The sequence below is a fragment of the Nostoc sp. genome (assembly GCF_036919495.1).
Lineage (GTDB): Bacteria > Cyanobacteriota > Cyanobacteriia > Cyanobacteriales > Nostocaceae > Nostoc.
In genome coordinates this window covers 13,327-39,390 of the sequence record NZ_JBALBZ010000146.1, presented here as the reverse complement: position 1 = coordinate 39,390, position 26,064 = coordinate 13,327, and the positions used below count along the sequence as shown (strand labels likewise).

Genomic DNA, 26,064 nt, shown 5'->3' with positions numbered 1-26,064 from the left:
TCCTGCCAATGTGCCGTCCATACTACAACTTCGCTGTGCCTACCTCAATGGTCAACTTGCTATCTAATGTCTTTGCAAAAATGGGATGCTCCCGATCCAATCTCCAGCAGAAAGTGAATCTTAAAAATTTCGTAGTAAGGACTTTAGTCCTGATTTAGTAAGCACTAAAGTCCTTACTACAAACCGCTTAAAATAAGTTTTTAGTCTTCTATGGTACTACTACTTCAATAATGCCAATAATAAGTTGATTACACAGGGCTATTTCATTCTCACCTAGCCCGCCTCAGAATAAATTCTAAGGCTTTTAGTCCACTTTAGTGGAGTTGGGCTATTAGCCCGGAACTTTAGTTCTGGGCGGTTTATGTCTAGAACGAAATAGCCCTGGTTGATTACAGGTTACCAGTGAATACTCGTTCAGCCGGGCCTGTCATGTAAACTCGTTGGTCGATTTCTGACCATTCAATTTGCAAGGGGCCACCTGGTAATTCTACAGTCGCGGCGCGATCGCATTTCCCCGTTAACACTCCAGCTACCAAGGAAGCACAAGCACCAGTCCCGCAAGCTAAGGTAATCCCAGCACCTCGTTCCCATACCCGCATTTTCAAATAGTCACGGCGTACCACTTGAATAAATTCGGTATTTATGCGTTGAGGGAAAGCTGGGTGATGCTCAAATTTTGGGCCTATGCTTTCTAGCTCAATTGCTGCGACATCTTCCACAAAGGTAATGCAGTGGGGATTTCCCATATTTACACAGGTGACATCCCAAGTTTGCCCCGCCACCTCTAACGGCTGAGAAATTACTTTTTCTTCATTGGGTGCAAGGGTGGTAGGAATTTCGCTAGCGAGTAACCTGGGTAAACCCATATCTACTTTAACTAGACCATCAGATAACAGTTGGGGAGTCATTACACCACCCAAAGTATGAATGCGATATGAGTCTTGATTTCGGGATTCCCCTTCTAAGTCGGCTAAAAAGCCAGCTAAACAGCGAATGCCATTGCCACACATTTCTGGTTCTGAACCATCAGAATTAAAAATCCGCATAGTGTAGTCAGTGCCATTTTCTCCAGGGAGAGCAAAAATTACACCATCAGCACCGATACCAAAATGGCGATCGCACAACTTGATGGCTTGCTCTGGAGTCACTACAGGCAATGATGACGAGCGATTGTCAATCAGAATAAAGTCATTGCCTAGACCATGATACTTAGTAAATTCGATTGCCATTTCTTCAAGGATGAATTATCAAGGATTAGTTACTCTTTATTTTGCCTTGTAGGTTCATCTTTACTAAAAATGCTTACCGAATTTGACACCACTTTACCCAGTATTATCCAAGTTCAAAACCTGATTAAACAAACAACGCCAGTAGAATTAAAGCTGCTGACTGGTGATGTGCTGACAGGAAAGGTTGTATGGCAAGATCCACAGTGTATCTGTATTGCGGATGAAAACAGTCAGCAAACCACCGCTTGGAAACAAGCGATTGCATACATCAAGCCGAAAACAACTTAGGGACTTCCAAATAAAAAAATGTTCCAAAACTGAGGCAAAAACTCTCTCTATTTCTTCTCTCTGCGTTCTCTGCGCGGCAGTCGCTCATGGGGGAAACCCCCAAGACCGCGCTGCCTTGTCTCTGTGGTTCGTTTCTTGGAATAATTTATTTCTTGGAAGTCCCTTAGGAGATGAAAATTGCCTTTTATTGCTGGGTAACGCTAATACCGCTCTCAGCAATCTACTTCCATCCCCACCTGTTAATATTACTACCAAAGGCAATGCTAAGGTTGCGATCGCTTTAACGGCGAAGTGTTTTAGCGATCGTTCTTTCAGGCAGGTGTGATGACTTTCTACTTAAACCTTTTGCAAAACATAGCATTAAATACACTGGCAAGCATCTAAATGTCAAATATATCTTTGCTAAAAATAATTCTTAAAATTTTGAATATACAGAAGAAAATTGTTTAACATCTGATAAGATAAGCGAATTTTTATGTCTCAAGAAGAGATTAATCAATTCTATGAGGCTACTTTAGAAGCTAAATACTAATCTTGCTATAGAATTAGTTATAAAAATTACTAAAACAAACTTTTTTAATTTAGTTTCTAACAAAAGTTGTCCGTAAGTTTAATTTTTATCAATCAATTAATTTATTTAGTTGAATATTTGATTAGACAATGAGTACAAAGATATCAAATATTCTATGTTTAAACTTCTTAGATACGTTAGTATTTTTATCATTATCGCCTGTTTGCTATTTGCTTGTCATGCTTGGACACCGACCGAATTAAAACGCCCTCCCTTAAAACTGATATTTGGATCTTTTGTTGGGGAGTATCCAGGCATCATTGCTCAAGAGAAAGGATTCTTTAAAGCCCAAGGGGTAGATGTAGAACTAATTTATAAACGCTCCATTCAATTGGAACAAGCAAATTTCAGCGCGGGTAAGTATGATGGGATTTCATTGTCCTTGGGAAGTTTTATAATCTTGAGCGCCACAAATCCACATATACAAGGTGCGATCGTTATAGATGAATCAACAGGAGCAGATGTGGTAGTAGTCCAACCACAAATTAAAACGATCGCTGACTTGAAAGGGAAAAAGCTGGGTGCAAATCTAGGCGGGTTTAGCGAAGTTTTCGTGACTGAAATGTTGAAAACTGCTAACTTAACCAGCGATAATGTGAAGTTGGTTAAATTAGAGGCCTCAGAAATTCCTCAACGTCTGAAAAATAATACTATTCAAGCCGGACACACTTGGGAACCCCATTTTTCTGAAGCAATGAAATTAGGGGGACATATTTTATTTACCAGCAAACAAACCCCTGGCTTAATTTTAGATATCGCAAATAGTGCAACAGACAGTTTATCGTCCTGCCGATCTCGTGGCGCGTTACGGTGGAGAAGAATTTTCGGTACTCCTCCCCAATACTGACTTAGCTGGATCAATCAAAGTAGCACAAAATATTCAACAAGCAATTCACGATCGGGCTATTCCCCATGCACAGTCTGATGTCAAAGATATCGTTACCCTTAGTTTGGGTATTACTTGTGTCATACCCACTTACGACATCAAGCCAGATACACTCATCGCTTCAGCCGATAAAGCACTGTACAATGCTAAACAAAAGGGGTGCGATCGCTATTGTACTCATTAGATATAGCAATCTTAAATCATTCCTGAAAAATTAGATCCCCGACTTCTTCGAGAAGTCGGGGATCTGGACATCGCGTAGTTAGTCAAAAATCGGCGTTTGAAACGCCCCTTCCCACGGTGCTGGCTAAAATTTACCAAATTAGGAAAACCTTGTAGTGGTATAAATCCTTTTTATTACCACTATAAAAAATCCTTAACGTTACCAACTCAAACCAGTGACAGTTTTTTAGCCGAAGTTAGCAGAGAATAGCGATCGCTTGCTTTTGCATTTTAGATTTTTTTATTCCAAAAGTAATAAAACAGGCATCAATCAAATAAACGTCTAATATAATTAAATTTTTATATAGATTAAAATGATTGTGCAGTTAGACAATCTCCCTTCTTATTGCCAAGCATTTAGTGCTTGGCTAGCATCCGGCTATCAAGATGAGTCATGTTTACTGCGGGGGCAGGCATTGCAAGAGGCTTTAGACTGGGCACAGGGCAAAAGCTTAAGCAATTTGGAATATCAGTTTTTGATAGCCAGCCAAGAACTAGAGCGTCGCCAACTTCAGCAAAAACTAGAAGCCGCTAATGAACAATTGCAGCAATTAAGTACTATAGCTACTATCGATTTCTTAACTCAAGTGGCTAACCGCCGACGATTTGAAGAGTATCTTGATATTGAGTGGCGGCGCATGACACGCTCACAACAGCCCCTCTCCCTCATCCTTGTTGATGTAGATTTCTTCAAATCCTATAACGATACCTATGGTCATCCAATGGGCGATCGCTGTCTTAGTAAAATTGCTAAAGTCATGAAAGATGTTGTTCAACGTCCTGCTGATTTAGTTGCCCGTTATGGTGGGGAAGAATTTGCTGTAATTTTGTCTAACACAGACATACTTGGTGCTACTCACATTGCAGAAAAAATTTGCTTTGCTGTACGGAAACTGGCAATTCCCCATGAAAATTCACAAGTTAGTTCTTATGTAACCGTGAGTGCTGGGTTAGCTACAGTAATTCCTATATCTAACTCTAACTTTCAAAAAATAATTGTGGCGGCGGATAAAGCATTGTATCAAGCAAAGGCAGCAGGACGCGATCGTGTGTGCAGTCGTCAAGAGCAAACTAAAAATCTAGAAGCAAAGCGGATTGAAACTCTTGCAAAGCTGTTCCTCTCAGATAGGTTGTTAATTAGAGAGGAATTATGCCTGTTTATACATAAATCCCAGCAGATTAAAGAGAAAAACCAACAGCTTATGAAGCAAGTCCAAGAGGCTATGGAGAAAAACCAACACATTAGGCAGAAAAGCTCCGAAATTATGCATAAAATGGAGAAAAACCAACAAATTAGGCACAAAAGCTCCGAAATTATGCATAAAATGCTATAAAGTTTTTGGACAATTATTCATGTCAATATTTGCTAATTGGATTAGTTCATTTCTTATTAAATTACTCTTATTACAACTGATAACTAATGATTACTTCCATAAATTATCCATAGGGAGAAGCACTTAAAGAGTTTCTGCCTCACTAGCTTTTACTACTGGGATAGAAAGGGGTACTTTAGTGCCGACTGCAAATAACCCTTCTAGTTGACTCAAACCTGTCAAGCTACCGCATAACAATACTTGGTCGCCAACTCGCAAGTCCATGCCGCCATCAGGATAGCGGATAAACTTGCCATCTCGCCGGATTGCCTGTACTTGTACTCCATATTGCTTGGCGATATCTAAATCTCCAAGGGTTTTACCTAGCGTTGGCGTATCTGCATTCACTGTAACCCACTGGCAAGCGCTATTTTCTCCAGGAACAGCAGCTTGTCCCTTAGCGAATTCTGCCAAGGCTGCCAGTTCTTCATCTGCTCCCACTACTAGCAAGCGATCGCCTTCTTCCAAAAGAGTTTGATTATTGGGATAATCGATTTCATCGCCGTTAGCGCGGCGAATTGCCATCAAACTCGCTCCTGTTAAGTAGCGCATATCTGCTTCTTCTATGGTCATACCAATTAAGGGCGAATCAGATGGTAGAGGATACCAGCGTTGATTTAGATCGCGAGTTGCTTGGCGCAAATCACGAGCAACTTCAGTAGCAGAACGCTCTGGGCGAAAATCTAAATAATGATCGTTGCGGATTTTCTGCATTTCCAGTTGGACGACAGCTGGCGACAACAAGCCTAAGCTAGTTAATAAATGAGTTGCCATTTCTAAGCTGGCTTCAAACTCTGGTTGCACAACTTCTTTCGCTCCCAATTGATACAGCACTTCAATATTTTTATCCTGAGTAGCACGGACAACCAAATCTAATTCTGGGCGCAATTCCAGAGCGCGTTTCAAGCAAAGACGGGTACTCATGGGGTCTGGAAGTGCGATCGCCATTCCTTTGGCATGATTCACCCCGGCAGTTTCTAGAACATGTAAACTGACGCAATTGCCATAGACATAAGACACCCCAGCCTCACGCAACTGCTGAATTCTACTCTCTGATTGGTCGATTACTACCACAGGTAGGTCGTGTTGCAGCAATAACTTGACTAAATTTTTGCCGACTCGCCCATAACCGCAGACTACCAGATGGTCTTTAAAGGGCAAATCTTCCGACACATCCCGTACCTGATCTTCTTGTAAATACGGTTTCAACCAGGGCATCGATTCGGCAAAGTTAAATAAAAATGGCACTAACCGCAGGACAAAGGGAGTCAGCATGAGAGTGACTGCGGTGGTTCCCAAAATTAATAAGTATATTTGTCGGGATACCAGCCCCAAGGTTTGCCCTTCACTGGCAAGAACAAAGGAAAATTCCCCAATTTGCGCCAGTCCCAAACCGGCGATTATCGCTGTTTTCACTGGGTAGCCAAACAGCTTTACTAGGGGCGTGATAATCAAAAATTTACCTACGAAAACTAGTGCCACCAGTCCTAAAATCAATTCCAGGTTGTTCCACAAAAACACTGGGTCGATTAACATGCCAATGGCGGCAAAAAATAAACTGGCAAAGATATCTCGCAGTGGTTCAACATAAGTCAGGGTTTGATCGGCGTATTCCACCTCAGAAATCATCAAACCGGCGACAAATGCCCCCATCTCAATCGATAGCCCCAAATACTCTGTCAACAGAGCAATGCCCAAACATAGAGCTACAACCCCTAATAAAAATAGTTCTCGGCTTTCGGTACGGGCTAACAGTTGCAACAAAGGCGGTATCAGCCAAATCCCCGCAGCTATTGCACCAGCAGCGAATAAACCAATCCACAGCAGCGCTGTCAGCACGGCGATACCAATGGTTTCTGCGGGTTGGTTAAGGGCTGGTAAGACTGCTAGCATCAGTCCCAGTGCTAAGTCCTGTACTACCAAAATCCCTAACATCACTTGCCCGTGAGGGGTTTCTGTTTCGTTGCGCTCCATCAAGCACTTGAGGACAACTGCTGTGGAAGACAAGGATAGAATACACCCTAAAAACATCCCCTTAGCAGGTAAGGTTCCCCAGGCTCCGCTTAACCCGCATACTACAACTGTGACCAAAATTGTCAGAGCAATCTGGAGTCCACCTCCGCCAAGAGCGATCGCTTTTACCTTCTTGAGTTCCGCAAAAGAAAATTCCACACCCAAGGCGAATAGCAAAAAGGCGACACCGAACTGTGCCAGAGTCTCTACTTGAATAAGTTCTTTAATCAATCCCAGTCCGGCTGGGCCAACGATCATCCCGCCAATGAGATACCCTAGCAGCACGGGTTGTCGCAAAAGTGCCGCCAACAGTCCACCGCAGGCAGCAACGCCTAGAACTAAAACTAAATCAACAATTAACCTAAAATCTTCTTGCACCAGTTTTAAAAGAACTATTTAAGACCTATTAATTCAGCATACAAAGTTTTATGATCTCAAACAGCTTGTTTATAGTCTATTCATAAAGGAAATCTTAAGTTTACAAATTACCTGCTAGTAAAGGTGCGACAAAATATGCATATTGGGCATGGGGAAGAGGACTTGAGGACAAGGGGAGAAAAAATCGTTTTGATTTCAAAAATTAGATAATTTATTTGGCATTGCATAGAAGACATCCAAGAATTAAATTACTCAATTCCTACATCCAACGTCACTATCCAATTTTTCTCCCCCTGCCTCCCCTGCCTCCCCCTGCCTCCCCTGCTTCCCTCAATTCATCCCACCGTTCTGCAACGCCATTTATTTTTTGGAGTTCCCTGAAATACCTTTACAAAAACTAAGTACGGTTATTCTGTAGGTTTGCAGTAGTTTAATCATTGCAATTTCGTGGTAGCTATGACATACTCTAATTTGTAAGTCCATTATTCCTATAGACTTACCGTAGTTTGTAGGTTGCTTCACAAATCTGCTGCAAGAAATTAATAATGCTTAAAGATGCACAAGGACTAGTAGTTACAACAGATTCAGCCAATGCGATCGCAGGAATTAACCATTTTATCGATCAGATGCTTGGTTATGGTAAAGATGCAGAAACAGTAGTTTTACAAGCAATTGCAGCAGATCCCACTTGTGCATTAGCTAATGCTTATGCGGCTGCTTATTATCTCACGCAAGAAAACCGCAAAGCTTGGCAGCAAGCTTTACCATATCTGCAAACTGCACAACAGTATTGCACCAAGATTACCGCCAGAGAACAGTTATATGTGCAAGGAATTTCAGCTTGGGCAAATCAAGAGATTGATGTAGCGATCGCTATTCATGAGGAAATTACCAATAGGTTTCCCCGTGATTTGATTTCTGTTCAGCAGGGGCAGTATCACTATTTTTATACAGGTAATAAAGATAAATTACTGGAAATTGCCCAAAAAGTTTTACTAAGCAATCCTGAAAATCATTATTTATCCGGCATGGTGGCATTTGGTTTAGAACAGTGTCATCAACTCCAAGCAGCAGAAAAGATGGCACATCAAGCGATCGCTTTAAATAGATATGATCCTTGGGCGCATCATGCGATCGCTCATGTCATGGAGACTCAGGGAAGAATCGATGAGGGAATAGCTTGGATGGAGAGTTTTGCAGACACTTGGGAAAACTGCAACTCTATGCTCTACACTCACAACTGGTGGCACATTGCACTATATTATTTGCAGTTAGAAAACTACCAAAAAGTTCTCAAACTCTATGATACGCATATTTGGGAACGTGCCAACAAACAATCTCCCAAAGACCAAGTAGGAGCAATTTCATTATTATTGCGCCTAGAATTGCGCGGTGTAAATGTCGAGAACCGTTGGCAAAGCATCAGTCCTTATCTTTACAGCCGGATTGATGAACACGCATTACCATTCCAGGATTTGCATTATGTCTATGCCCTTACCAAAGCTGGACACCATGATTGGGTGAACCAAATGCTTCAGAATATGCAGTATCACACTTTAAATATTAATCCCTTTCTGCGACGGAGTTGGATAGAAGTAGCAATTCCCGCAGCTAGAGGAATGGTAGCTCATGCCAAAGGCGATTTCCACACGACTGTTGCGGAACTGAAACCTGTTTTACCACGCTTGCATGAGATTGGAGGGAGTCATGCACAGCGAGTATTATTTGAGCAGGTTTACCAAGACGTGGTTTTGTCAGCGCAAAAGCAGAGTTGGGATTATGCTATGTCTTAAAAACTTAGTTGGAAATCCCTTACCTAGACAAGCTAACACAAGAGCGATGTCTACGACGGGCTACGCCTACGCTATAAATCTGATTTAATATCTGATAGTCTTTTAATTCCACTACGGCAAAACGTCTGACTCCAAACTGTTCCATGACTCTTTGCAACTCTGCATCTGGTTGGAGTAGTGCTAACTGCATTTGCTGAATTAAAGATATATTTAGACGCTGTGCTACTACTAAAGGTGGCATCGGGGAAGGCCCCAACACTTCCACCACCCGCAAATGCTGTAATAATTCGGGAAAATCTTTCAATTCCTGTTCTAGCACTACACTATCAATCGATGCACAATCTGCCAATCCCTCAACTACCCAGCGAATTGAATGCTGATGCGAACCTGATTGTAGCATTTTGCCAAAAAAACTTTCAGGATATTTTTCTTGAGTTAATCTATGACAGAGTAAATTATAACCACTGTTAGAACCAAGGTCATTATAACAAAATGTTTTTTTTGCTAAATCTGCAAACTTTTTGATATTACTATTAGCATTGACAATTACATCTGCGTAGTAAATAGGGCGGTTGCTATATCGTGATGATTGCATTACTGGCGCAACTAATGTCTGGAATTGATTTAAAACTATTTGACTATACCGAATTAGTGGTAATCCACAAATAAAAGCTAGGTCGATTTGGTCTTCAAATAACCGAGGATCTTCTAAGGGATCACATTCACCTGGCTGTAGTTGGAATTCTGCTTTTAAAACACGACCTAAATAAGCTGCGATCGCCTGATAGAATCCGAACCAATTGGGAGCCAGATAAGATGTAATTTGCAACTTTTTTTTATAATATATAGCCATTTTTTATATAGCAGTTTCAGGCTGAAAGTTCTCCAGAATCCTTAGTTTTTCGCCGCCCTTTTTTGAGCGACGAAAACTTAGGGAAAGATAAAATTATTTTGACTAACAAAAAGCAGCGCTAGGCAGCAACAGGAGTAGCAAATCTAGCATATTTCTCTATGTAGAATTCCTTACTATTAGCGATGCCTGCGGCAACGTCAAAGACGAACGCCACCACAGAATCACGTTGTTTTAAAGCCTTTTTCCATTGGCGTAGACGAGTAAATTCCTCTGGTAGTGCAAGTACATCAGCATAGATATCACCGTCTGCTTCTGTTCCTGCTACACCGCCTTTGATCCGGGGAATTAAAGACTGAGGTATCTTTTCAATAGCTAATAAAATCGTGTTACCGTTGCGTAGTCTGCGCCCGTCGTGATGATGATCTGGATGTTTGTACTCCCAAATAATATTTCCTTTGGGATCTGCTTCTAAGACAACGCCACCTTTAAAGGCAGCCCACAAAGGAAAATGTGCCGGAATATCTAGCGTTTTCCCATTATAAAAAAGGTTGCCATTGGGTAAAAGATAAGCATATAAACCCGGTGAATATGGCAGATTCCATTGATGTACTACTTCCCCTTCTAGATTCAGAAGATATACTTCTCCTTTACCTGTGAGTGGTGTAAAAAGGGTATAACCTTTGAATACCTTGTCAGGATCATAAGCTCTTAAACCAGTACCACGGCGACGAATAGTATTTTGGTCAACTGATGCTGTTGCGATCGTCATAATTTTAAGGGTACTAAAGACTATTTTCAAACCAAAATTTGTATTGTTTTGTTGGGTTGCACTACGCTTAACCCAACCTACTTTTCTGCACTCAAAACTCAATACTTTTAATTTTTAATTGTTAAGGTGCTGGGTTCGGATATTGAGTATGAACTGAATCCAATTCAGCCAAGATATCTTTATCAAGAACTACATTGATGCTTTCTATATTCTCTTTAAGTTGTTCTAGTGTGGTAGCACCAATAATCGTACTGGCGACAAACCAACGACTCCGCACAAATGCGATCGCTAATTGTGCAGGACTTAGTTGATAGCGTTTGGCAATTTCTACATAAGCTGCTACTGCTTTGCTAACATTTGGTTTTAAATATCGTTGACCAAAGTTTTCAAATAAATTAACTCTTGCTTTCTCTGGTTTACCGTTGAGGTATTTACCAGTTAAATAGCCAAATCCCAAAGGGCTATAAGCTAGTAAAGGAACGTTTTCGTAATAAACTGCTTCTGCAAGAGCGCCATCAAAAACTCGATTGAGTAAATTGTAAGCATTTTGAATAGAAACAACTTTAGGTAATCCTAATTGTTTAGCTGCATGGCTAAATTGTGCAATGCCCCAAGGAGTTTCATTACTTAAGCCGATATAGCGAATTTTACCTGCATTTATGACATCGGCAAAAACTTCTAGTTGTTCAGTTATGGGAACTGTTTCTCCGACTTGATTAGGGTCAAAAACTGTTTGTCCAAAACGTGGTACATAACGGTCTGGCCAATGGATTTGATATAAATCAATATAGTCTGTTTGCAATCTTTTTAGACTATCATCTACAGCTTGTTTTATATTATCTCGATCAACGGCTTTAGCTCCATCACGTAGCCATTTAAAGCCGCGACCAGGCCCTGCAATTTTAGTAGCGACTATTACTTGATCTCGCTGCTGATGTTTTAACCATTCTCCAATGTAAGTTTCGGTTAAGCCATAGGTTTCAGCACTGGTTGGTACTGGATACATCTCAGCCGCATCAATGAAGTTAATCCCCTCTTTAATGGCATAATCTAGCTGCTGATGGGCTTCTTCAATAGTATTTTGCTGCCCGTAAGTCATTGTGCCAAGGCAAATTTCGGAAATTTTAAGGTCACTATTACCTAGTTGATTGTATAGCATATTTCTGGATTATTTTTTAAAATTTAATAAAGCTTTTACGCAATTGCTATTAGATAGTAAATTACTCCTTGTTCAGTAAATTATTGCTATTTGCAGAAATAATTGAGAATTATTTAAATTATACTACGTTATCTCTACTGATTTGTCGGGTTAAAAATAAATTTACAAATTTATACTCAGAATCGTTTGTCTAAATATTTTACTAGGGTTAGCGATCGCCATCCCCAATATCAACATTATAATTAGTCTAAAAACGACTATAAAAGTAGAGTATGACAATCTTACAAGTTGTAAACAAAGAGTTTTCAAAAGTTCCCGTCATTGATATTAGTACATTGGTTTCTCAAACTAGTAACTATTCTGATGTAATTGCAGACCAAATTAGACAAGCCTGCCAAGATTACGGTTTCTTCTATATCGTCGGGCATGGAGTTGATGAACAACTACAAGAGCAACTAGAACATCTCAGTCAACAATTTTTCACGCAGGATTTAGAAACTAAACTGAAGATTCCTATGGCTCTTGGTGGTAAAGCATGGCGAGGATATTTCCCCGTGGGTAACGAGTTAACATCAGGTAAACCCGACTTAAAAGAAGGTATTTACTTCGGTGCAGAACTAGCAGAAGACCATCCACTTGTAAAAGTTGGTGTACCAATGCACGGTCGAAATCTTTTTCCATCCAATATTCCTCAATTTAGAGAAACAGTGCTGGATTATATAGACTCAATGACCAAACTTGGACACACCTTAATGGCTGGTATTGCTCTAAGTTTGGGGTTAGAAAAATCCTATTTTGCTGAACGTTATACAAAAGATCCATTAATATTATTTCGGATTTTCAATTACCCTCCCAATCCATCATTATCTAAATCTGAATGGGGCGTTGGTGAACATACAGATTATGGAGTATTAACTATACTCAAACAAGATAATGTTGGTGGATTACAAGTCAAATCAAAGTTTGGTTGGATAGATGCACCTCCTATTCCTGGTTCATTCGTATGCAACATTGGGGATATGCTCGATCGCATGACACGAGGACTGTATCGTTCAACACCCCACCGCGTTCAGAACTTATCAACAAGTCATCGCCTTTCGTTCCCGTTCTTCTTTGATCCCAATTTTAACGTTGAAGTCAAACCCATTGAACTGAACGACATAGTAGTGAATGATGATAAAAGCGATCGCTGGGATAAAGCCAGTGTCCACGAATTTCGCGGGACTTATGGCGATTATCTTTTGAATAAAGTCTCTAAAGTATTTCCAGAACTACAACAAAAAGTGCTTTAGAGAGTCTAAATTAACTTTGATAAGGACGCGGTAATTGGCGCAGTTGATGAGCCGTATCCAATTCACTATTATTTTTTCTGCCATATCCCCAACCCAAAAGGCGACGATATTCACCCATGATGCCACTTTCAATTAAATCATCCTCATTGACTTCAATATCAGTATGAGATTGCGGCGCAACATAGAGTGCATCCGCAGGGCAATATGCCTCACACATGAAACAAGTTTGACAGTCTTCCTTGCGGGCGATCGCAGGTGGCTCGTTAGGTACGGAGTCAAAGACATTGGTAGGACAAACTTGGACGCACAAATTGCAATTGATACATAGTTTATGGCTGACAAGCTCGATCATAATATACTCCTGCTACAACTTTGATACAGTAGGTGTGGTTTGAGTGGTAATTACTGGTGGTGTAGCAATCGCATCCGTAATCCAATCACGCCTCACCCAAAGCTTATCTAAGCCACCTGTTGCTTGGTAATAACGCTGATTTGGATCGGTTTCGGGATAGTCTATGCGAATATGTTCGCTGCGCGTTTCCTTGCGATGTAACGCGCTAAAATATGCCCATCGTGCTACAGCCGTTAAAGCAGCCGCTCGCCGAGAAAATTCCACATCGCGCACTGTATCTTGTTTCGGGTTCCCTTGTACTTGCTGCCACAGCGTTTCTAATTTGGCGAGAGAATCCAAAAGTCCCTGCTCAGAACGCAAGTAATTCTTCTCCAAAGGGAACATCTGGGCTTGTACACCGCGCACGATCGCCTCGCTATTAAATGTTTCAGAAGTGGGTGAGGATGACGATGAACTACGCCCCGCCAAAGGCGATGGCGTTCCGCCCACCGTAGGCGATCGCAATCCCACTTTACCAGCAGGACGCGCAACCCTTTCATTTGCATGAGCGCCCAGACTCTTAGCAAAGTCTGCTGCTCCAACTCCAGCCCATTGCCCTGTAGAGATTGCCCAGGCAGCATTGGGGCCACCACCTCCAGAAGCTAAACCGGCTAAAAACTCCCGCGATGCTGCATCACCGGCAGCATAGAGGCCAGGAACCTTTGTAGCGCAATTATCACTCACAATCCGAATCCCACCCGTACCACGGACTGTACCCTCTAAAACAAGTGTTACAGGCACTCGTTCTGTATATGGGTCAATACCAGCTTTTGTATAGGGTAGAAAAGCGATGAAATGAGACTTTTCAATCACTGCTTTAACTTCCGGTGTGGCTCGATCTAAACGAGCATAAACGGAGCCTTTCAGGAGGGCATTAGGGAGGAATGATGGATCGCGACGACCATTGGTATAGCCACCCAGATCATTGCCTGCTTCATCGGTATAACTAGCCCAGCCAAAGGGAACACCCCTGGTTACAGTGGCATTGAAAGCCGTCGAAATTGCATAGTGATTGGAAGCTTCCATACTAGAAAGTTCGCCGCCGGCTTCTACTGCCATCAGCAATCCATCACCTGTATTGGTATTGCAACCTAATGCTTTACTCAAGAATGCACAACCGCCATTGGCTAAGACTACTGCACCAGCACGAACGGTATAAGTACGATGATCTTGCCTCTGCACCCCTCTTGCTCCAGCTACTGAGCCGTCGTCAGCCAATAAAAGCTCTAGAGCCGGACTTTGATCGAAAATCTGCACACCAACACGCAAAAGGTTTTTGCGAAGTACGCGCATATATTCAGGGCCATAATAACTCTGACGAACAGATTCCCCATCTTCAGTTTTAGGGAAACGATAGCCCCAACTTTCCACTAAGGGCAAACTCAGCCAAGTTTTTTCGATAACACGCTCGATCCAACGTAAGTTAGCGAGGTTTTTTCCTACGCGATAACGCTCCGATAAAACTTTGTCCCAATTCTCTGGAGACGGAGCCATGATGCCGTTACCACTAGCAGCAGCTGCGCCACTCGTACCCAGAAAACCTTTATCAACAATAATGACTTTGACACCTTGAGATGCTGCTGCCCAGGCTGCCCAGGCTGCGGCAGGGCCACCACCAATTACCAGTACGTCAGCAGTTAATTGTAGTTCATTTTCACTATGGACTGCTAGCAATTCCCTTTCCTCAATAAGTTTCTACAGTACGGCAGAATTCAGGAGTCAGAATTTAGAAGCGCTCCGATTTTTCGCGGCGTTTCTGTATCAGGCAAATTCATACATTCAATCAGCAACGCTCACAAAATTAATAAACAGATGTCAATAATTTATCGATCGCAGCGCGAAACGCCGTTGCTGCACCAGCACTCATATCACGAGGGGCGCAGATGCGATTTCTCAAATATGCGAAAGTAATAGCACCCACAGCAGCGAATAGGGGATCAACACTACTATTTTTACCACCAGTCCTTCCACCCGGTAAAGTTGCACTATTAGCATGAATGAGATAATCAGCTAGTTGTCGCAAATGAAAATCAACAGCGTCCTTAACTGTGGTAAAATCACCGTCTGCTGCTAAAGCTTGGACTCCAGAATTTTTGATAACATCTGCGATCGCAACTTCCCGATTATCGCTCAATCTCTCAGCTGCTTCGGCTCGATATTGAATTTTCTCACTATCTGCCACATCTAAAGGTAAAGGATTTCCAATCGGTTCTACACCCCATCTGCGACGCAACAATAAATTATTGGTGATATTATCCGATTTAACACGATGATAAGCAGGACGCTGATTAAGTGCATCAAACCAAGCATTAATTCGAGGAAAGCGAGGATTTCCTTTGAGGTGGTATCCCCGATACACAGGTAAATTAGCCGCCAATCTATCTAGATGGGGGCTATACAGAATGTCTACTAAGCTAAATGTACTGACAAAGTAGGAGCCAGGGTATTTAGCTAAAGCTTGCTCAAGTTCATCTAACTTAGCCTCAAAAGCTGCTTGCAAGTTTGCCAACTCATCAGCATCTACAGGAGTTTCTCTCAGGAATTTGTAAGCAATCTCTTTAAAACCGTTAGTCTCAGCTTCTTCAACCAACTGCCTAGCAACAGCGTTTTCCTCTGGATTTTCCGGCAATAATGCTGGATGTGGAAACCTTTCTTCTAAAGCCAAGAGAATATCTTTGGATTCATATACTAAGTTCCCCTCAATTTTTGCTGCTGGGACAAGGGTTGTGGGAACTAGGTCAGTGTACCATTTAGGTTTATTAGTTAAATCAATAAACTCCGTTGCAAAGGGAATTTCCTTTTCTTCCAGAGCAAACCAAACTCGTTCGCAGAAAGGACACCAGGAATTAGTATCTCGATAAAGCAAGACTAGCGGTTCTGTATTTGGGGGAAGTTTATGTAAACTGCTGGGTATTGGTGCAGTAGAAGGAGATTGTCCTGTCCTCTTTACCCTACGCGCAGAGGTATTTTTTCTAGCAGTTTCTAAAACTTCTTCCCAAGTTGACACTGTGTTTTGAATAGACATTTTTTACCTCACTTTACTAGGAATGCCGGAAAACACAAATAACTGTTGCTCTTTAGGTGCAGCCAAGTTTTCACCAAGGTATCGATGAAGACCAACACCCATATCTCCCGTGGCGGTAAGCTTGAAATTTACTTCTTCAAATCCAGATGCACTTAAAATTTTTCGTACATTGTCAGAGTAAGTAATACCGTTAGAGTGTCCACGAGTCCAAATGACAAAAGCACCCGGTTTACTCAGAAAACTCAGGTTATCTAGTAAGCGATTGAGTTCAGCTTCCTCAGCTAGATTGCCAAAGACACCACACACAATCACGATATCTGCTGGTACTGCTCCTACATAGTTAGTGGCAAGAGTTGCATCACCATTGATAATCTCAATTTGCTTGGCTAAACCCAAAGACTCTATAGTTGCTCGTCCGCGCTCAACTAAATTTGAATTTATTTCAACCAGTCGTGCGGAAACATCCTTCGCACGGGGGTGATTTTTTAAAGTTCCTAGTAAATCTCGTCCATCACCCGCGCAAACACTCACTATTCGGATAGCGCCATCTGGTGAGGCATTCAAGCTGTAAGCAATATATTCCTGCACGATTTCTAGACGCTGCTGCAATTTTGGCTCAGTGTCGTATAGATCGTGCCATTCATACCAATCTTTTGGCATAAGGAGTGATTCCCGTTTGATGCACACTGTGTAATCACAAACTACGGTTAGTTTATCAATTAACTGTAATTTGATGAAGGCAGATTATCATAGACACTCATATAAAATCAAGTCTTGTTCCGTATAATTACCTTCAATGGAGTATTAATACGTGCTTCTTTGTATAATAAATAGCTATAAAACAAAGACTAACCTGGTAAAAGAAAAAATGAATTTACAGCATCTCAAGTGGACTAAAAATGTAAGACCTGCTGATGGTGGGTATGCCTACTCTGAATTCAAAGTTTCTGAACTATTCAAGTTAGCTTGGAAAGACGATGAAGCCAATGCCAATCGACCAGATGGATTAAAACTGGATGATTGATATAGTAGCTGTAAATTAGGGACTTCCAAGAAATAAATTATTCCAAGAAACGAACCACAGAGACAAGGCAGCGCGGTCTTGGGGGTTTCCCCCATGAGCGACTGCCGCGCAGAGAACGCAGAGAGAAGAAATAGAGAGAGTTTTTGCCTCAGTTTTGGAACATTTTTTTATTTGGAAGTCCCTTAGTGAATGAAAAAGTTACTCATAAATCTCGCACCAAGGGATCAATCAATTGATCAGGGATTCGGTTACGTTCAATATAAACATTAATTTCATCTTAATGATCGCTGTAATAACTCAACGCATCAAACACTTGTGCCAGGGCTAGATGAGGCAAACCTTGGGGAATTTATTCAGGAGATACACCCATACGCCAAGTTTCAACGATCGCCCTAACAGATGTACGAGTTCCCTTGATAATTAGCTCACCACCTAGAATACGCTCGTTTTTGACAACGTAAAGATGTTCTGTTGCTTGAACCATAGATATGAATATCTTGAGAACTTTCCTAGATGATAATTGTACCGATTCTGTCAAGAAGTCACAAACTACTGTTAATTTATCAATTAAATGTATTTAATGTCTGAAAGCAGGTATTATAAGAATTTATAAGAAATCAAGTCTTAATTCTTTTAGCTGGATGGGAAATGCGTTTAATCCGGTTAGATAGACTTTATGAAACAGGCGTAACTATTGATTCTAATTAAGACCGCCATGAACCCTAGTTTTTTAACTGCCCATACTCCAACCACGATCGCTATTGTTGGCGGAGGTTTTAGTGGTTCTCTAGTTGCTACCCACCTATTGAAAACTGCCAGTCAACCCCTCACCATTAAACTGATTGAGCGTAGCGATCAAATTGGCAAGGGAATCGCCTACAGCACCGATACCAACTGTCATTTGCTGAATGTATCGGCAGGCAACATGAGTGCATTTGCCCACGATCCGGGGCACTTGTTACGTTGGCTTCAGCACAACCGTGATGAGTTAATAGCATTTTTTTCAGAAGAAGTCAATGCCAGTACCTTCATACCTCGTAAGGTTTATGGTTTATACATTCAATCGGTTTTAGCAGAAGCAGAAGCCACAGCACCCAGTGATGTGCGACTAGAACGCTTCACCGATGAAGTGGTAGGGGTAAAGCCTGAAGAAAAAGGCGCAATGATTTCTCTACGTAGTGGTCGCTGTTTTGCCGCAGACAGAGTTGTGTTGGCATTGGGAAACTCACCTTCTGCACCCCCCGCTATTCAAAACCCAAACAGTAATGATGAAAGTTATCTGCGGAATGCTTGGTCAGCCGATGCCCTAGCAGACCTTGATGCTGATGCGCCTGTGTTGCTAATTGGTACGGGACTAACGATGGTGGATATGGTTTTATCTCTGAGCGATCGCCAACATCGAGGTAAAATTTATGCTGTGTCCCGACGAGGATTATTTCCCCTCAAACATCAAGCGGCTCAACCTTATGCCTGCTTCTTAACGCTAGAAAATTCACCAAAAAGTGTGCGCGACTGGTTGCATCGCCTGCGTGCTGAGGTGGAAATTGCGGCTATCCAAGGCTACGACTGGCGAGCAGTAATTGATTCTCTGCGTCCACTGAATCAGAAAATCTGGCAAAAACTACCAACTGAGGAACAGCAACGTTTTTTGCGTCATCTAACACCCTACTGGGACGTGCATCGTCACCGCATTGCCCCAAGAGTGGCAGATATTGTAACTGAAATGCTGGATTCTGGTCAACTCACCATTGCCGCCGGGCGGATTCGAGAATATCAAGCTTTGCCGGATGGTGTGGCAGTGACCGTCTGCCAGCGCAAGACCCAAACTAATAATATCTTGCATGTCCACCGAGTGGTGAATTGTACAGGGGTAGCAGCAGATTATCGCCGATCGCCTCATCCTTTGATTACTGATTTGCGATCGCAGAAATTAATTCGCCCCAATGCCATCGGTTTAGGACTAGATACAGATACCCACGGTGCTTTATATGCAGCAGACGGTAACGTTTCGACGCTGTTTTATACCTTGGGAACTCCGCGCAAGGGTGACTTGTGGGAAACTATCGCCGTTCCAGAATTACGGGGACAGGCGCAAGAATTATCTAAGGCGTTGTTGCAGTCGCTACCAGTGCGTGTGCGGACTATTCCGACGATGCCTTTGTTAAGCGAGCGCAGTGCAGAGATACCGCAGTCAACTTTCCTATTCCGGCAATTTTTTGACCCTGTAACTAGTAGTTATACTTATTTAATTGGCGATCGGCAGACAGGAGATGCTGTTCTAGTTGACCCTGTATTAGAGCAAGTTGACCGCGATTTGGAATCATTGGATGAATTGGGATTAAAGCTACGCTACTGTCTAGAAACCCACCTCCATGCCGATCACATTACAGGGGCAGGCAAACTTAGGCAACGAACAGGCGCTCAAGTAATCGTTCCCCAGAATACTGCTGTGACAAAAGCCGATCGCTCCCTTGTGGGTGGCGAAATCCTAGAGGTGGGATCGGTAATCATCGAAACAATTTTTACACCAGGACACAGCGCCAGTCACATAGCATATTTGGTGAACAAAACCTATTTGTTAACTGGTGATGCCTTATTTATTCGTGGTTGTGGACGTACAGATTTTCAAGGAGGTGATCCTGGAACTTTATACGATGTGGTGACACAACGCTTATTCACCTTGCCAGATGATACTTTGGTATATCCTGCCCATGACTATAAAGGACGTACAGTTTCTAGCATTGGCGAAGAAAAACGGCTTAATCCCAGATTTAGCGAACGCAGTCGTAGTCAATTCATTACCATCATGAATAATCTCAAATTGAGTTATCCCCAGAAGATGAATGCAACAGTACCTGCGAATGAATACTGTGGTGATTTTATCCCCCAAGAAAGCTTAGACCAGGCTACGAGTTCGGCAACAGATGAAGAACAAAAACAAATAGAACTCACAGTCATGACTAATACAGAAATCTACAATGATTACTTTGCTATGTATATCTAGTGTTCTGCCAACCCAAAAATAACGGGTGAAGGTCAAAAGAGGCAGGGGAGCAGGGGGCAGGGTAGCAAGGGGGAAAACACCAGACGAGCTTGTACTCCGCCCCAGTAAGAGCGCCCTTTATGGCGGGGCTTCATACCCATGTTCCGCTCCGCTCCACGGCTCCAGGTCAGGGCTTGCTCCCCAAGCTTTGAGCGCCCTGCCCCTCCGCTTCTTCGGTGAGGAGCGGGGAAAGGGTTTTTTCTGTTTCTCACATTTACTTCTCTTCAGCAAAATTGATTAGTTCATGAACACTATGTACAGATTTAAATGATTCAAGGAATTAGCCACATTACCTTCATTGTGAGAGACTTAGAGAGGATGACAAAATTCCTCACATTCATATTTGACGCCAAAGAAGTTTATTCTAGCGGTAACCAAACTTTCTCTATCTCGAAAGAAAAGTTCTTTCTCATAGGTGGTTTATGGATTGCTATTATGGAGGGTGAGGCTCTACCAGAGAAAACCTATAATCATGTGGCTTTTAAAATAACTGAAGAGGACTACGAACTTTACGCAGCTAAAGTTAGAAATTTTGGGCTTGATATGAAGGACGGTCGGAGCCGTGTGGAAGGTGAAGGACGTTCCTTATATTTTTACGACTACGACAATCATTTGTTTGAGTTACACACAGGTATTCTGCATCAGCGTTTGCAAAGGTATCACCAGATATAAATGTTCTGGTAGTTCTAAGAGGATGTTTTAAAAGTCCCCTTGTAGGTATAGGTATGAAAAGTTTTGCAAAAGCGATCGCTCACGTTTTTTATAACTCTTATCTGTTCGTTTCTGATTCTCAATAAAAACCTAATTTTAGCGAAAATAATAAGAGCTAATTTGTCAAGTATATCTGAAACTTCAATGCTCAATATACTTGTAGAAGAAGCGTTTCAGCATTATTAAGAAAGATGCGACAAGGGAAAAACTATGAATAAAAGTTGGGTTTTGGCAGTTCATCATTTAACGCCCAGTTTCCTATCTCTTGAATTTTGTAATCTACCGGATCGTGAAGAGTGAACGTGCGGAGATTACGCCAATAGCGGTCAAAGCCATATTTTGCATTAGTAGCGCGTGCGCCCATAACTTCAAAGATCCGGTTGGTAATGTCTAAACCGACTCTAGTGGCAACGACTTTGGCAGTAGCGACACTAAGCGCACATTCTCCCCGTTGTTTTGCGGTAAGTGACCATTCCGATTCCCAAGCTGCTTGTAGTAATTCTCCCGCCTGCTCAGTTAGATACACGGCTGCTTGGAGATCAACCCAGATTTTGCCATAGTGCTGAAGAATGTAAGGATCTTTGGTTGCACTCTCTACACCTGATGTCACCCAAGGTTTTGTATTAGTGCAAGTATATGTTTTAGCAGCTTCAAATGCTCCTTGTGCAATTCCCAGGTAGATATTAGCAAGATTCAATTGAGTTAAGCAGGCGCGAATAGTGTTGAAGGGTTGACTGGGTTTTTCTCTACTACCAATAATTTCGTCAGGATACACCAACACATTTTCAAAAGTAACGCTACCACTATCTGTTTGACGTTGCCCTATATTATCCCAATCATGATGAACAGTAACGCCTTGCCGTTGGGTGGGAATTACCAAAATATTCAATTCACCAGTTTCTTGATGAATGGCACTAATCGGCAATATATCCGAGTCTTGAGAGCCAGAGCAAAAGCTTTTAATGCCGTTGAGGCGGAAATAATTATTTTCTGGTATCAGAGTAGTTCTTTTATCTAATGGGTTAAGGGCATTACACCAAAACCAATTGTTGTGAATAGTTTCTGAGTAATATCGCTGTTTTTGCTGTGCTGAACCAAAGATATGAGGAATTACTACACCTAGATGGTGGTAAGAAAAGACGTGAGCAATAGAACTATCAACCTTGGCAAACTCGCGGGTAATTTGCATAACGGTAATCCAGTTTTGCCCTAAACCACCATATTCTTTGGGTACTATCAGTTTCAGTAAGTTGCTTTGGCGCAAGCGATCGCGTTCATGTTTTGGTGTTCCCCCTTTGGCATCACGCTCGACAGCAGTCTGGGCAAATTCCTTTGCTAAAGACTTAGCTACATCAAGATAATTTTGAGACTCTTTCGTTTCGATTAATTGCATACTTTACAACTTCTCCTACTAGTTTTGTTGGGATAAATAACTATAAAATTTGGTATAAAGCTCTTAATTTACAGGGTTTTGATATGACTACAATACTAATAAAAATATAATTACATATTTTAAGTAATAAGGCAAGTTTAAATTAAATTAATTTTGATAAAGCTATAGGTTATTAGTGCAACATAAAACAATATTTCCTTGAAAACCAAAAACAAAAAATATTATTTTAATCTACTTGTTTTTCAAGAAAATGTATGCAATATTAATAAGTTGAATCAAATAATCTACTTTAACTGGATAAGTAAACAGTAGATATTTAATGATGGGCAAAATAGTCTGATTTTTGTCTAAAACTCAAATATTTTTACAGATAGATATTTCCTTAACAAATAGACCAGCTTGTATAGGGATTATATTTTTGTAAAAACAAGTTTTTTCTCTACCGAAATATGCAGATTAAAATGCCAGATATTCACTGATATATCTGGGATTACAACATTACAACGATATAATTGCAAATTTTCGAGTGTTAGAGTAAGTCAATTTTTTTCAGGGCTAGCCATAATCTTTTAGCTTGATAAGTCATTGAAATATCTAATGACTTGCACTAAATTTTTCAAATCAAAAAGGTGAGAAGTGATAGAAATGTTCAATCGTTTATTTCATAATTTATTCATGGAATCGATGATTTTGGGGGCTACTTTGCTAGCCAGCACATCAGCTCATGCTGAAAACAGGAATTTAGTGACTGTAACTCAAACTCAAACAAATATACCAACTGCATTGGCGCAGCCCGCCGTAGGCATCGCCAATTTTGAGAACAGTTTTTCGGAAACAACCATCGCACAAACGCCTAAAACTCCTGCAATCAATAATGATGCAAGCGGACAACAGACAAACAGTATGTCTCAGGTAACTTCTGTATCTCAGTTTTCAGATGTGCAGCCAACTGATTGGGCATTTGGCGCACTTCAGTCTTTAGTTGAGCGTTATGGATGTATTGCGGGTTATCCAAATAGCACTTATCAGGGAAACCGCGCTATCACTCGCTATGAATTTGCAGCAGGCTTAAATGCTTGTTTATCTCGGATCAATGAGCTAATTGCAACAGCTACATCTGACTTAGTTACCAAACAAGACTTAACTACTGTACAAAGATTGCAAGAAGAATTTACTCTTGAACTAGCAACTTTACGGGGTCGCGTTGATAATCTAGAAGCTAGGACTGCGGAACTAGAAGCAAATCAGTTTTCAACAACTACAAAGCTTTCTGCGGAAGCCATCTTTGTGATTACGAATGCCTTTCAAGGCACAGTTAATGGTGATAACACAGTTTTTCAAGATAGAGTTCGCCTCGTTTTCAAAACTAGCTTTACAGGTAAAGACACTCTAAATACTCGTTTAAGTACTGGAAACACAAATATTTTGCAGCTTCCTGGTGGTTCAGCCGAAGGTTTGCAAACCTTCAATCTTGCTCCTAGTAACAACAGCCTATCCGTAGATTGGCTTTCTTACTATTTCCCAGTTGGCAACAAAATCGATGCTTATATAGGAGCCGTGAACGGAGTATTTTTTGATTTTATTCCTACTCTGAGTCCTTATCTCGATAGTGCCACAGGCGGCGGTCGCGCTTTGACAGAATTTGCTTCCTCTAGTCCTATCTACCGTATTGGTGGTGGTGCTGGTGGAGGATTCAATTATCGATTAAGTGACCAATTGGTATTGAGCTTGGCTTACTTAGCAGGAGATCATGCCAATCCTCAGCCAGATAGCGGTTTTTTTAACGGTCAATATAGCGCATTTGGACAAATAGCATGGAATCCCAACAATAACTCTGGTATTGGTTTGACTTATGTAAATGCCTACCAAAATCGGGGAGGAATATTTGACCTGGGTAGTGGTTTTACACTTGTCGGAACAGCTCAAGCCAATACTCCATTTGACCGGACGATTACCAACTCCTACGGAGTAGAAGGTTTCTATAAATTTAATCCTCGATTTGCCGTGAATGGGTTCTTTGGCTACACTAACGCCAAGAATCTAGCAGGGAGTGGTAGTGCAGATATTTGGTACTATGCTCTGGGATTGGCATTCCCAGATTTAGGTAAACAAGGCAATCTTGGTGGTGTTATTGTAGGTGCAGAACCTTATCGAGGTGGTAATCCTGAACCTGCAAACGATTTATCCTTACATATTGAAGGCTTTTACAAATATCAGTTCACAGATAACATTGCCATCACTCCTGGCGTAATTTGGATAACGGCTCCTGCTCAAAACAATGACAATCAAGATGCGGTAATTGGCACTGTCAGGACAACCTTCACGTTTTAAATCATCTCAGCAACGTTACAAATTTTGGCGTTGCTGATTGAGTATGTGAATTTGCTTGATGCAGAGAGTAAGATTTGAGAATGTTTTCATTTATTTAGATCACACTTCTATATTCTTCTCTCCGCCTTTGCCTAAGATAACAAATATAGATATGAAAGCTAAATTACGAATTACGAATTATTTTAACGCCCTTCACGATTCAAGCTCAGGGGTTGTTCTTCAACTAGTGGCAGCACATCCTGCCAAAGGCTAATTCCGTCGTATAATCCTGGAGCCATTAAGAATACTTGAACCCAAAGGATATTGAACCACCAGTAAAGCCCTTGGATAATATTTTCCTGACCTACCAGAGATACTGTCAGCAGATACAATAAGACCGAAATTATTAAACTAGCAATAGATGCAACTATGCCTTTTGTAGGCTGTGACAACTCTGTGAAAGGCCACATATTGAATTGCCAAACAAATCCTAAACCAACAGTTGTCCAAATAGCTGCAAAGGTTGGGCCTGTTGTTGTTGTAAATAAATCCAGTCCTACCTGTTTGAGGAATAATTCTGTAATCAGAGTGAGTAACAAAATAATACCTGTATGGAGTAACCCCAGACGTGGCATTCCTAATTCCAATTTGTTCAAAGGCCAACGTTCAAAGAAACTCCCAAACACTGTCGAACAAGGATACCAATACCAAGGAATGTAAAACGGTTGAAGTCCCCACATTTGCGGCAAAAAAGTGAGGGCAGGGGCTATAAAGAAGATGGCAAAAAAGATATTGAGAAAGCCGCTAACTGGATGCCAGTTGCGTACTTTTTCAGTAGTGACAATTGTGTTGTCAAAGAAGAATAAACTGGCAGCTGCGGCAATAATTGCTGTTTGCCCCCACAAACCAACAGATGTATCAGTGAGAATTGGTTTTGCAGAGATGAATTTCCAAGCTTCTCCAGTTATGTAAACTAGTGCCAACAAAACTACTAAATTCACTGTTCCTCGTCCAATTCGGGTGGAGGAAAAGCGAGAACCTGGATAGCCGTTCAGGGAAAAACCTAAATGCCACCACCAAACAAAGCATATAGTGATATAAGTCAGCTTTGTTCCCACATTCAGTTGAATAATTTGACCAAAAATGAGTTCAAAAATATAGCTAATGACAGCAATTACAGCAATAAAAAACAGCCCTTTAAATGGCTGACTTTTCCAAATGCTTCGCCTCTGGATTGGGTTTGCAGCGCTCATATTATCAACTTGAATAATGTTGGATTTATCAAGGGCAAAGCATTTAAGTAAATATTATTTCTGAATGCTTCGCCCCAATAGAAAATGC

Annotated in this window: 23 protein-coding genes; 11 read left to right on the top strand and 12 right to left on the bottom strand. The window is 41.4% G+C overall.

The features are described from left to right. Positions 1-389: 389 nt before the first annotated feature. Entirely contained in the window at positions 390-1,229 is an 840-nt protein-coding gene (gene dapF, locus V7K25_RS20680) for a diaminopimelate epimerase (RefSeq protein ID WP_335160365.1), read from the bottom strand. Between the two features lie 69 nt (positions 1,230-1,298). Here dapF and V7K25_RS20675 point away from each other — a divergent pair, with 69 nt between their 5' ends. The 5 genes from V7K25_RS20675 (at position 1,299) to V7K25_RS20655 (ending at position 4,530) form a co-directional block, all read left to right on the top strand. Then, positions 1,299-1,517, top strand: coding sequence for an Hfq-related RNA-binding protein (locus V7K25_RS20675; protein WP_335160364.1), 219 nt, complete (start codon positions 1,299-1,301; stop codon positions 1,515-1,517). After that, the gene (locus V7K25_RS20670) at positions 1,489-1,842 is read left to right on the top strand and encodes a hypothetical protein (protein ID WP_335160363.1); all 354 of its coding nucleotides are present in this window, start codon (positions 1,489-1,491) and stop codon (positions 1,840-1,842) included. The genes V7K25_RS20675 and V7K25_RS20670 overlap by 29 nt, the downstream gene beginning before the upstream one ends. A gap of 361 nt (positions 1,843-2,203) precedes the next feature. Beyond that, complete coding sequence (locus tag V7K25_RS20665; RefSeq protein ID WP_335160362.1) at positions 2,204-2,935, top strand: ABC transporter substrate-binding protein; 732 nt, start codon at positions 2,204-2,206, stop codon at positions 2,933-2,935. Further along, positions 2,853-3,158 (top strand): diguanylate cyclase domain-containing protein, encoded by a 306-nt coding sequence (locus V7K25_RS20660; RefSeq protein WP_335160361.1) that lies wholly within the window; start codon positions 2,853-2,855, stop codon positions 3,156-3,158. Before V7K25_RS20665 ends, V7K25_RS20660 begins: the two co-directional genes overlap by 83 nt. Positions 3,159-3,510: 352 nt before the next feature. After that, the gene (locus V7K25_RS20655) at positions 3,511-4,530 is read left to right on the top strand and encodes a GGDEF domain-containing protein (RefSeq protein WP_335160360.1); all 1,020 of its coding nucleotides are present in this window, start codon (positions 3,511-3,513) and stop codon (positions 4,528-4,530) included. A 123-nt stretch (positions 4,531-4,653) separates the two neighbouring features. Here V7K25_RS20655 and V7K25_RS20650 read toward each other — a convergent pair whose 3' ends face one another. After that, positions 4,654-6,960: a cation:proton antiporter domain-containing protein gene (locus V7K25_RS20650; RefSeq protein ID WP_335160359.1), complete on the bottom strand. Its 2,307-nt coding sequence runs from the start codon at positions 6,958-6,960 to the stop codon at positions 4,654-4,656. Positions 6,961-7,505: 545 nt separating this feature from the next. Between V7K25_RS20650 and V7K25_RS20645 the strand changes: the two genes are divergently transcribed. Then, the gene (locus V7K25_RS20645) at positions 7,506-8,753 is read left to right on the top strand and encodes a tetratricopeptide repeat protein (RefSeq protein ID WP_335160358.1); all 1,248 of its coding nucleotides are present in this window, start codon (positions 7,506-7,508) and stop codon (positions 8,751-8,753) included. A 19-nt stretch (positions 8,754-8,772) separates the two neighbouring features. On the opposite strand, the gene V7K25_RS20640 is transcribed toward V7K25_RS20645, so the two are convergent. From V7K25_RS20640 to V7K25_RS20630, 3 genes are all read right to left on the bottom strand, one after another. After that, on the bottom strand, positions 8,773-9,606 hold the full coding sequence (locus V7K25_RS20640; protein ID WP_335160357.1) for a phosphate/phosphite/phosphonate ABC transporter substrate-binding protein: 834 nt from the start codon (positions 9,604-9,606) through the stop codon (positions 8,773-8,775). Positions 9,607-9,724: 118 nt separating this feature from the next. Next, on the bottom strand, positions 9,725-10,375 hold the full coding sequence (locus V7K25_RS20635) for a hypothetical protein (protein WP_335160356.1): 651 nt from the start codon (positions 10,373-10,375) through the stop codon (positions 9,725-9,727). 121 nt (positions 10,376-10,496) lie between these two features. Then, entirely contained in the window at positions 10,497-11,534 is a 1,038-nt protein-coding gene (locus V7K25_RS20630; protein WP_335160355.1) for an NADP(H)-dependent aldo-keto reductase, read from the bottom strand. A 272-nt stretch (positions 11,535-11,806) separates the two neighbouring features. Here V7K25_RS20630 and V7K25_RS20625 point away from each other — a divergent pair, with 272 nt between their 5' ends. Further along, entirely contained in the window at positions 11,807-12,826 is a 1,020-nt protein-coding gene (locus V7K25_RS20625) for an isopenicillin N synthase family dioxygenase (RefSeq protein WP_335160354.1), read from the top strand. A 10-nt stretch (positions 12,827-12,836) separates the two neighbouring features. Here the strand turns inward: V7K25_RS20625 and V7K25_RS20620 are convergent, their stop codons facing one another. The 4 genes from V7K25_RS20620 to V7K25_RS20605 all read right to left on the bottom strand — a co-directional run bounded on the left by V7K25_RS20620 (position 12,837) and on the right by V7K25_RS20605 (position 16,902). Next, the gene (locus V7K25_RS20620; RefSeq protein WP_335160353.1) at positions 12,837-13,178 is read right to left on the bottom strand and encodes a 4Fe-4S binding protein; all 342 of its coding nucleotides are present in this window, start codon (positions 13,176-13,178) and stop codon (positions 12,837-12,839) included. A gap of 12 nt (positions 13,179-13,190) precedes the next feature. After that, entirely contained in the window at positions 13,191-14,891 is a 1,701-nt protein-coding gene (locus V7K25_RS20615; protein ID WP_335160352.1) for an FAD-binding protein, read from the bottom strand. 127 nt (positions 14,892-15,018) lie between these two features. Then, on the bottom strand, positions 15,019-16,242 hold the full coding sequence (locus V7K25_RS20610) for a glutathione S-transferase family protein (RefSeq protein ID WP_335160351.1): 1,224 nt from the start codon (positions 16,240-16,242) through the stop codon (positions 15,019-15,021). A gap of 3 nt (positions 16,243-16,245) precedes the next feature. Then, on the bottom strand, positions 16,246-16,902 hold the full coding sequence (locus V7K25_RS20605; RefSeq protein WP_335160350.1) for a class I SAM-dependent methyltransferase family protein: 657 nt from the start codon (positions 16,900-16,902) through the stop codon (positions 16,246-16,248). A gap of 208 nt (positions 16,903-17,110) precedes the next feature. Here V7K25_RS20605 and V7K25_RS20600 point away from each other — a divergent pair, with 208 nt between their 5' ends. After that, the gene (locus V7K25_RS20600; RefSeq protein ID WP_335160349.1) at positions 17,111-17,266 is read left to right on the top strand and encodes a hypothetical protein; all 156 of its coding nucleotides are present in this window, start codon (positions 17,111-17,113) and stop codon (positions 17,264-17,266) included. 349 nt (positions 17,267-17,615) lie between these two features. Here V7K25_RS20600 and V7K25_RS20595 read toward each other — a convergent pair whose 3' ends face one another. Next, positions 17,616-17,750 (bottom strand): DUF433 domain-containing protein, encoded by a 135-nt coding sequence (locus V7K25_RS20595; RefSeq protein ID WP_335160348.1) that lies wholly within the window; start codon positions 17,748-17,750, stop codon positions 17,616-17,618. 231 nt (positions 17,751-17,981) lie between these two features. Here V7K25_RS20595 and V7K25_RS20590 point away from each other — a divergent pair, with 231 nt between their 5' ends. Together V7K25_RS20590 and fosX are read left to right on the top strand one after the other, a co-directional pair. After that, positions 17,982-20,270: an FAD/NAD(P)-binding protein gene (locus tag V7K25_RS20590; RefSeq protein ID WP_335160347.1), complete on the top strand. Its 2,289-nt coding sequence runs from the start codon at positions 17,982-17,984 to the stop codon at positions 20,268-20,270. 306 nt (positions 20,271-20,576) lie between these two features. Continuing rightward, a complete protein-coding gene (gene fosX, locus V7K25_RS20585; protein WP_335160346.1) occupies positions 20,577-20,981 on the top strand; it encodes a FosX/FosE/FosI family fosfomycin resistance hydrolase in 405 nt (134 codons plus the stop codon). Between the two features lie 247 nt (positions 20,982-21,228). On the opposite strand, the gene V7K25_RS20580 is transcribed toward fosX, so the two are convergent. Next, complete coding sequence (locus V7K25_RS20580; RefSeq protein WP_335160345.1) at positions 21,229-22,413, bottom strand: acyl-CoA dehydrogenase family protein; 1,185 nt, start codon at positions 22,411-22,413, stop codon at positions 21,229-21,231. Positions 22,414-23,058: 645 nt separating this feature from the next. Between V7K25_RS20580 and V7K25_RS20575 the strand changes: the two genes are divergently transcribed. Continuing rightward, on the top strand, positions 23,059-24,744 hold the full coding sequence (locus tag V7K25_RS20575) for an iron uptake porin (protein WP_335160344.1): 1,686 nt from the start codon (positions 23,059-23,061) through the stop codon (positions 24,742-24,744). Between the two features lie 182 nt (positions 24,745-24,926). Here V7K25_RS20575 and V7K25_RS20570 read toward each other — a convergent pair whose 3' ends face one another. Then, positions 24,927-25,976 (bottom strand): hypothetical protein, encoded by a 1,050-nt coding sequence (locus tag V7K25_RS20570; protein ID WP_335160343.1) that lies wholly within the window; start codon positions 25,974-25,976, stop codon positions 24,927-24,929. Between the last annotated feature and the right edge of the window lie 88 nt (positions 25,977-26,064).

Coding starts and splice junctions, on each gene's coding strand:
- dapF (WP_335160365.1), bottom strand. CDS start 1,229: ATGGCAATCGAATTTACTAAGTATCATGGTCTAGGCAATGACTTTATT.
- V7K25_RS20675 (WP_335160364.1), top strand. CDS start 1,299: ATGCTTACCGAATTTGACACCACTTTACCCAGTATTATCCAAGTTCAA.
- V7K25_RS20665 (WP_335160362.1), top strand. CDS start 2,204: ATGTTTAAACTTCTTAGATACGTTAGTATTTTTATCATTATCGCCTGT.
- V7K25_RS20655 (WP_335160360.1), top strand. CDS start 3,511: ATGATTGTGCAGTTAGACAATCTCCCTTCTTATTGCCAAGCATTTAGT.
- V7K25_RS20645 (WP_335160358.1), top strand. CDS start 7,506: ATGCTTAAAGATGCACAAGGACTAGTAGTTACAACAGATTCAGCCAAT.
- V7K25_RS20640 (WP_335160357.1), bottom strand. CDS start 9,606: ATGGCTATATATTATAAAAAAAAGTTGCAAATTACATCTTATCTGGCT.
- V7K25_RS20635 (WP_335160356.1), bottom strand. CDS start 10,375: ATGACGATCGCAACAGCATCAGTTGACCAAAATACTATTCGTCGCCGT.
- V7K25_RS20630 (WP_335160355.1), bottom strand. CDS start 11,534: ATGCTATACAATCAACTAGGTAATAGTGACCTTAAAATTTCCGAAATT.
- V7K25_RS20625 (WP_335160354.1), top strand. CDS start 11,807: ATGACAATCTTACAAGTTGTAAACAAAGAGTTTTCAAAAGTTCCCGTC.
- V7K25_RS20620 (WP_335160353.1), bottom strand. CDS start 13,178: ATGATCGAGCTTGTCAGCCATAAACTATGTATCAATTGCAATTTGTGC.
- V7K25_RS20610 (WP_335160351.1), bottom strand. CDS start 16,242: ATGTCTATTCAAAACACAGTGTCAACTTGGGAAGAAGTTTTAGAAACT.
- V7K25_RS20605 (WP_335160350.1), bottom strand. CDS start 16,902: ATGCCAAAAGATTGGTATGAATGGCACGATCTATACGACACTGAGCCA.
- V7K25_RS20600 (WP_335160349.1), top strand. CDS start 17,111: ATGAATTTACAGCATCTCAAGTGGACTAAAAATGTAAGACCTGCTGAT.
- V7K25_RS20595 (WP_335160348.1), bottom strand. CDS start 17,750: ATGGTTCAAGCAACAGAACATCTTTACGTTGTCAAAAACGAGCGTATT.
- V7K25_RS20590 (WP_335160347.1), top strand. CDS start 17,982: ATGAACCCTAGTTTTTTAACTGCCCATACTCCAACCACGATCGCTATT.
- fosX (WP_335160346.1), top strand. CDS start 20,577: ATGATTCAAGGAATTAGCCACATTACCTTCATTGTGAGAGACTTAGAG.
- V7K25_RS20580 (WP_335160345.1), bottom strand. CDS start 22,413: ATGCAATTAATCGAAACGAAAGAGTCTCAAAATTATCTTGATGTAGCT.
- V7K25_RS20575 (WP_335160344.1), top strand. CDS start 23,059: ATGTTCAATCGTTTATTTCATAATTTATTCATGGAATCGATGATTTTG.
- V7K25_RS20570 (WP_335160343.1), bottom strand. CDS start 25,976: ATGAGCGCTGCAAACCCAATCCAGAGGCGAAGCATTTGGAAAAGTCAG.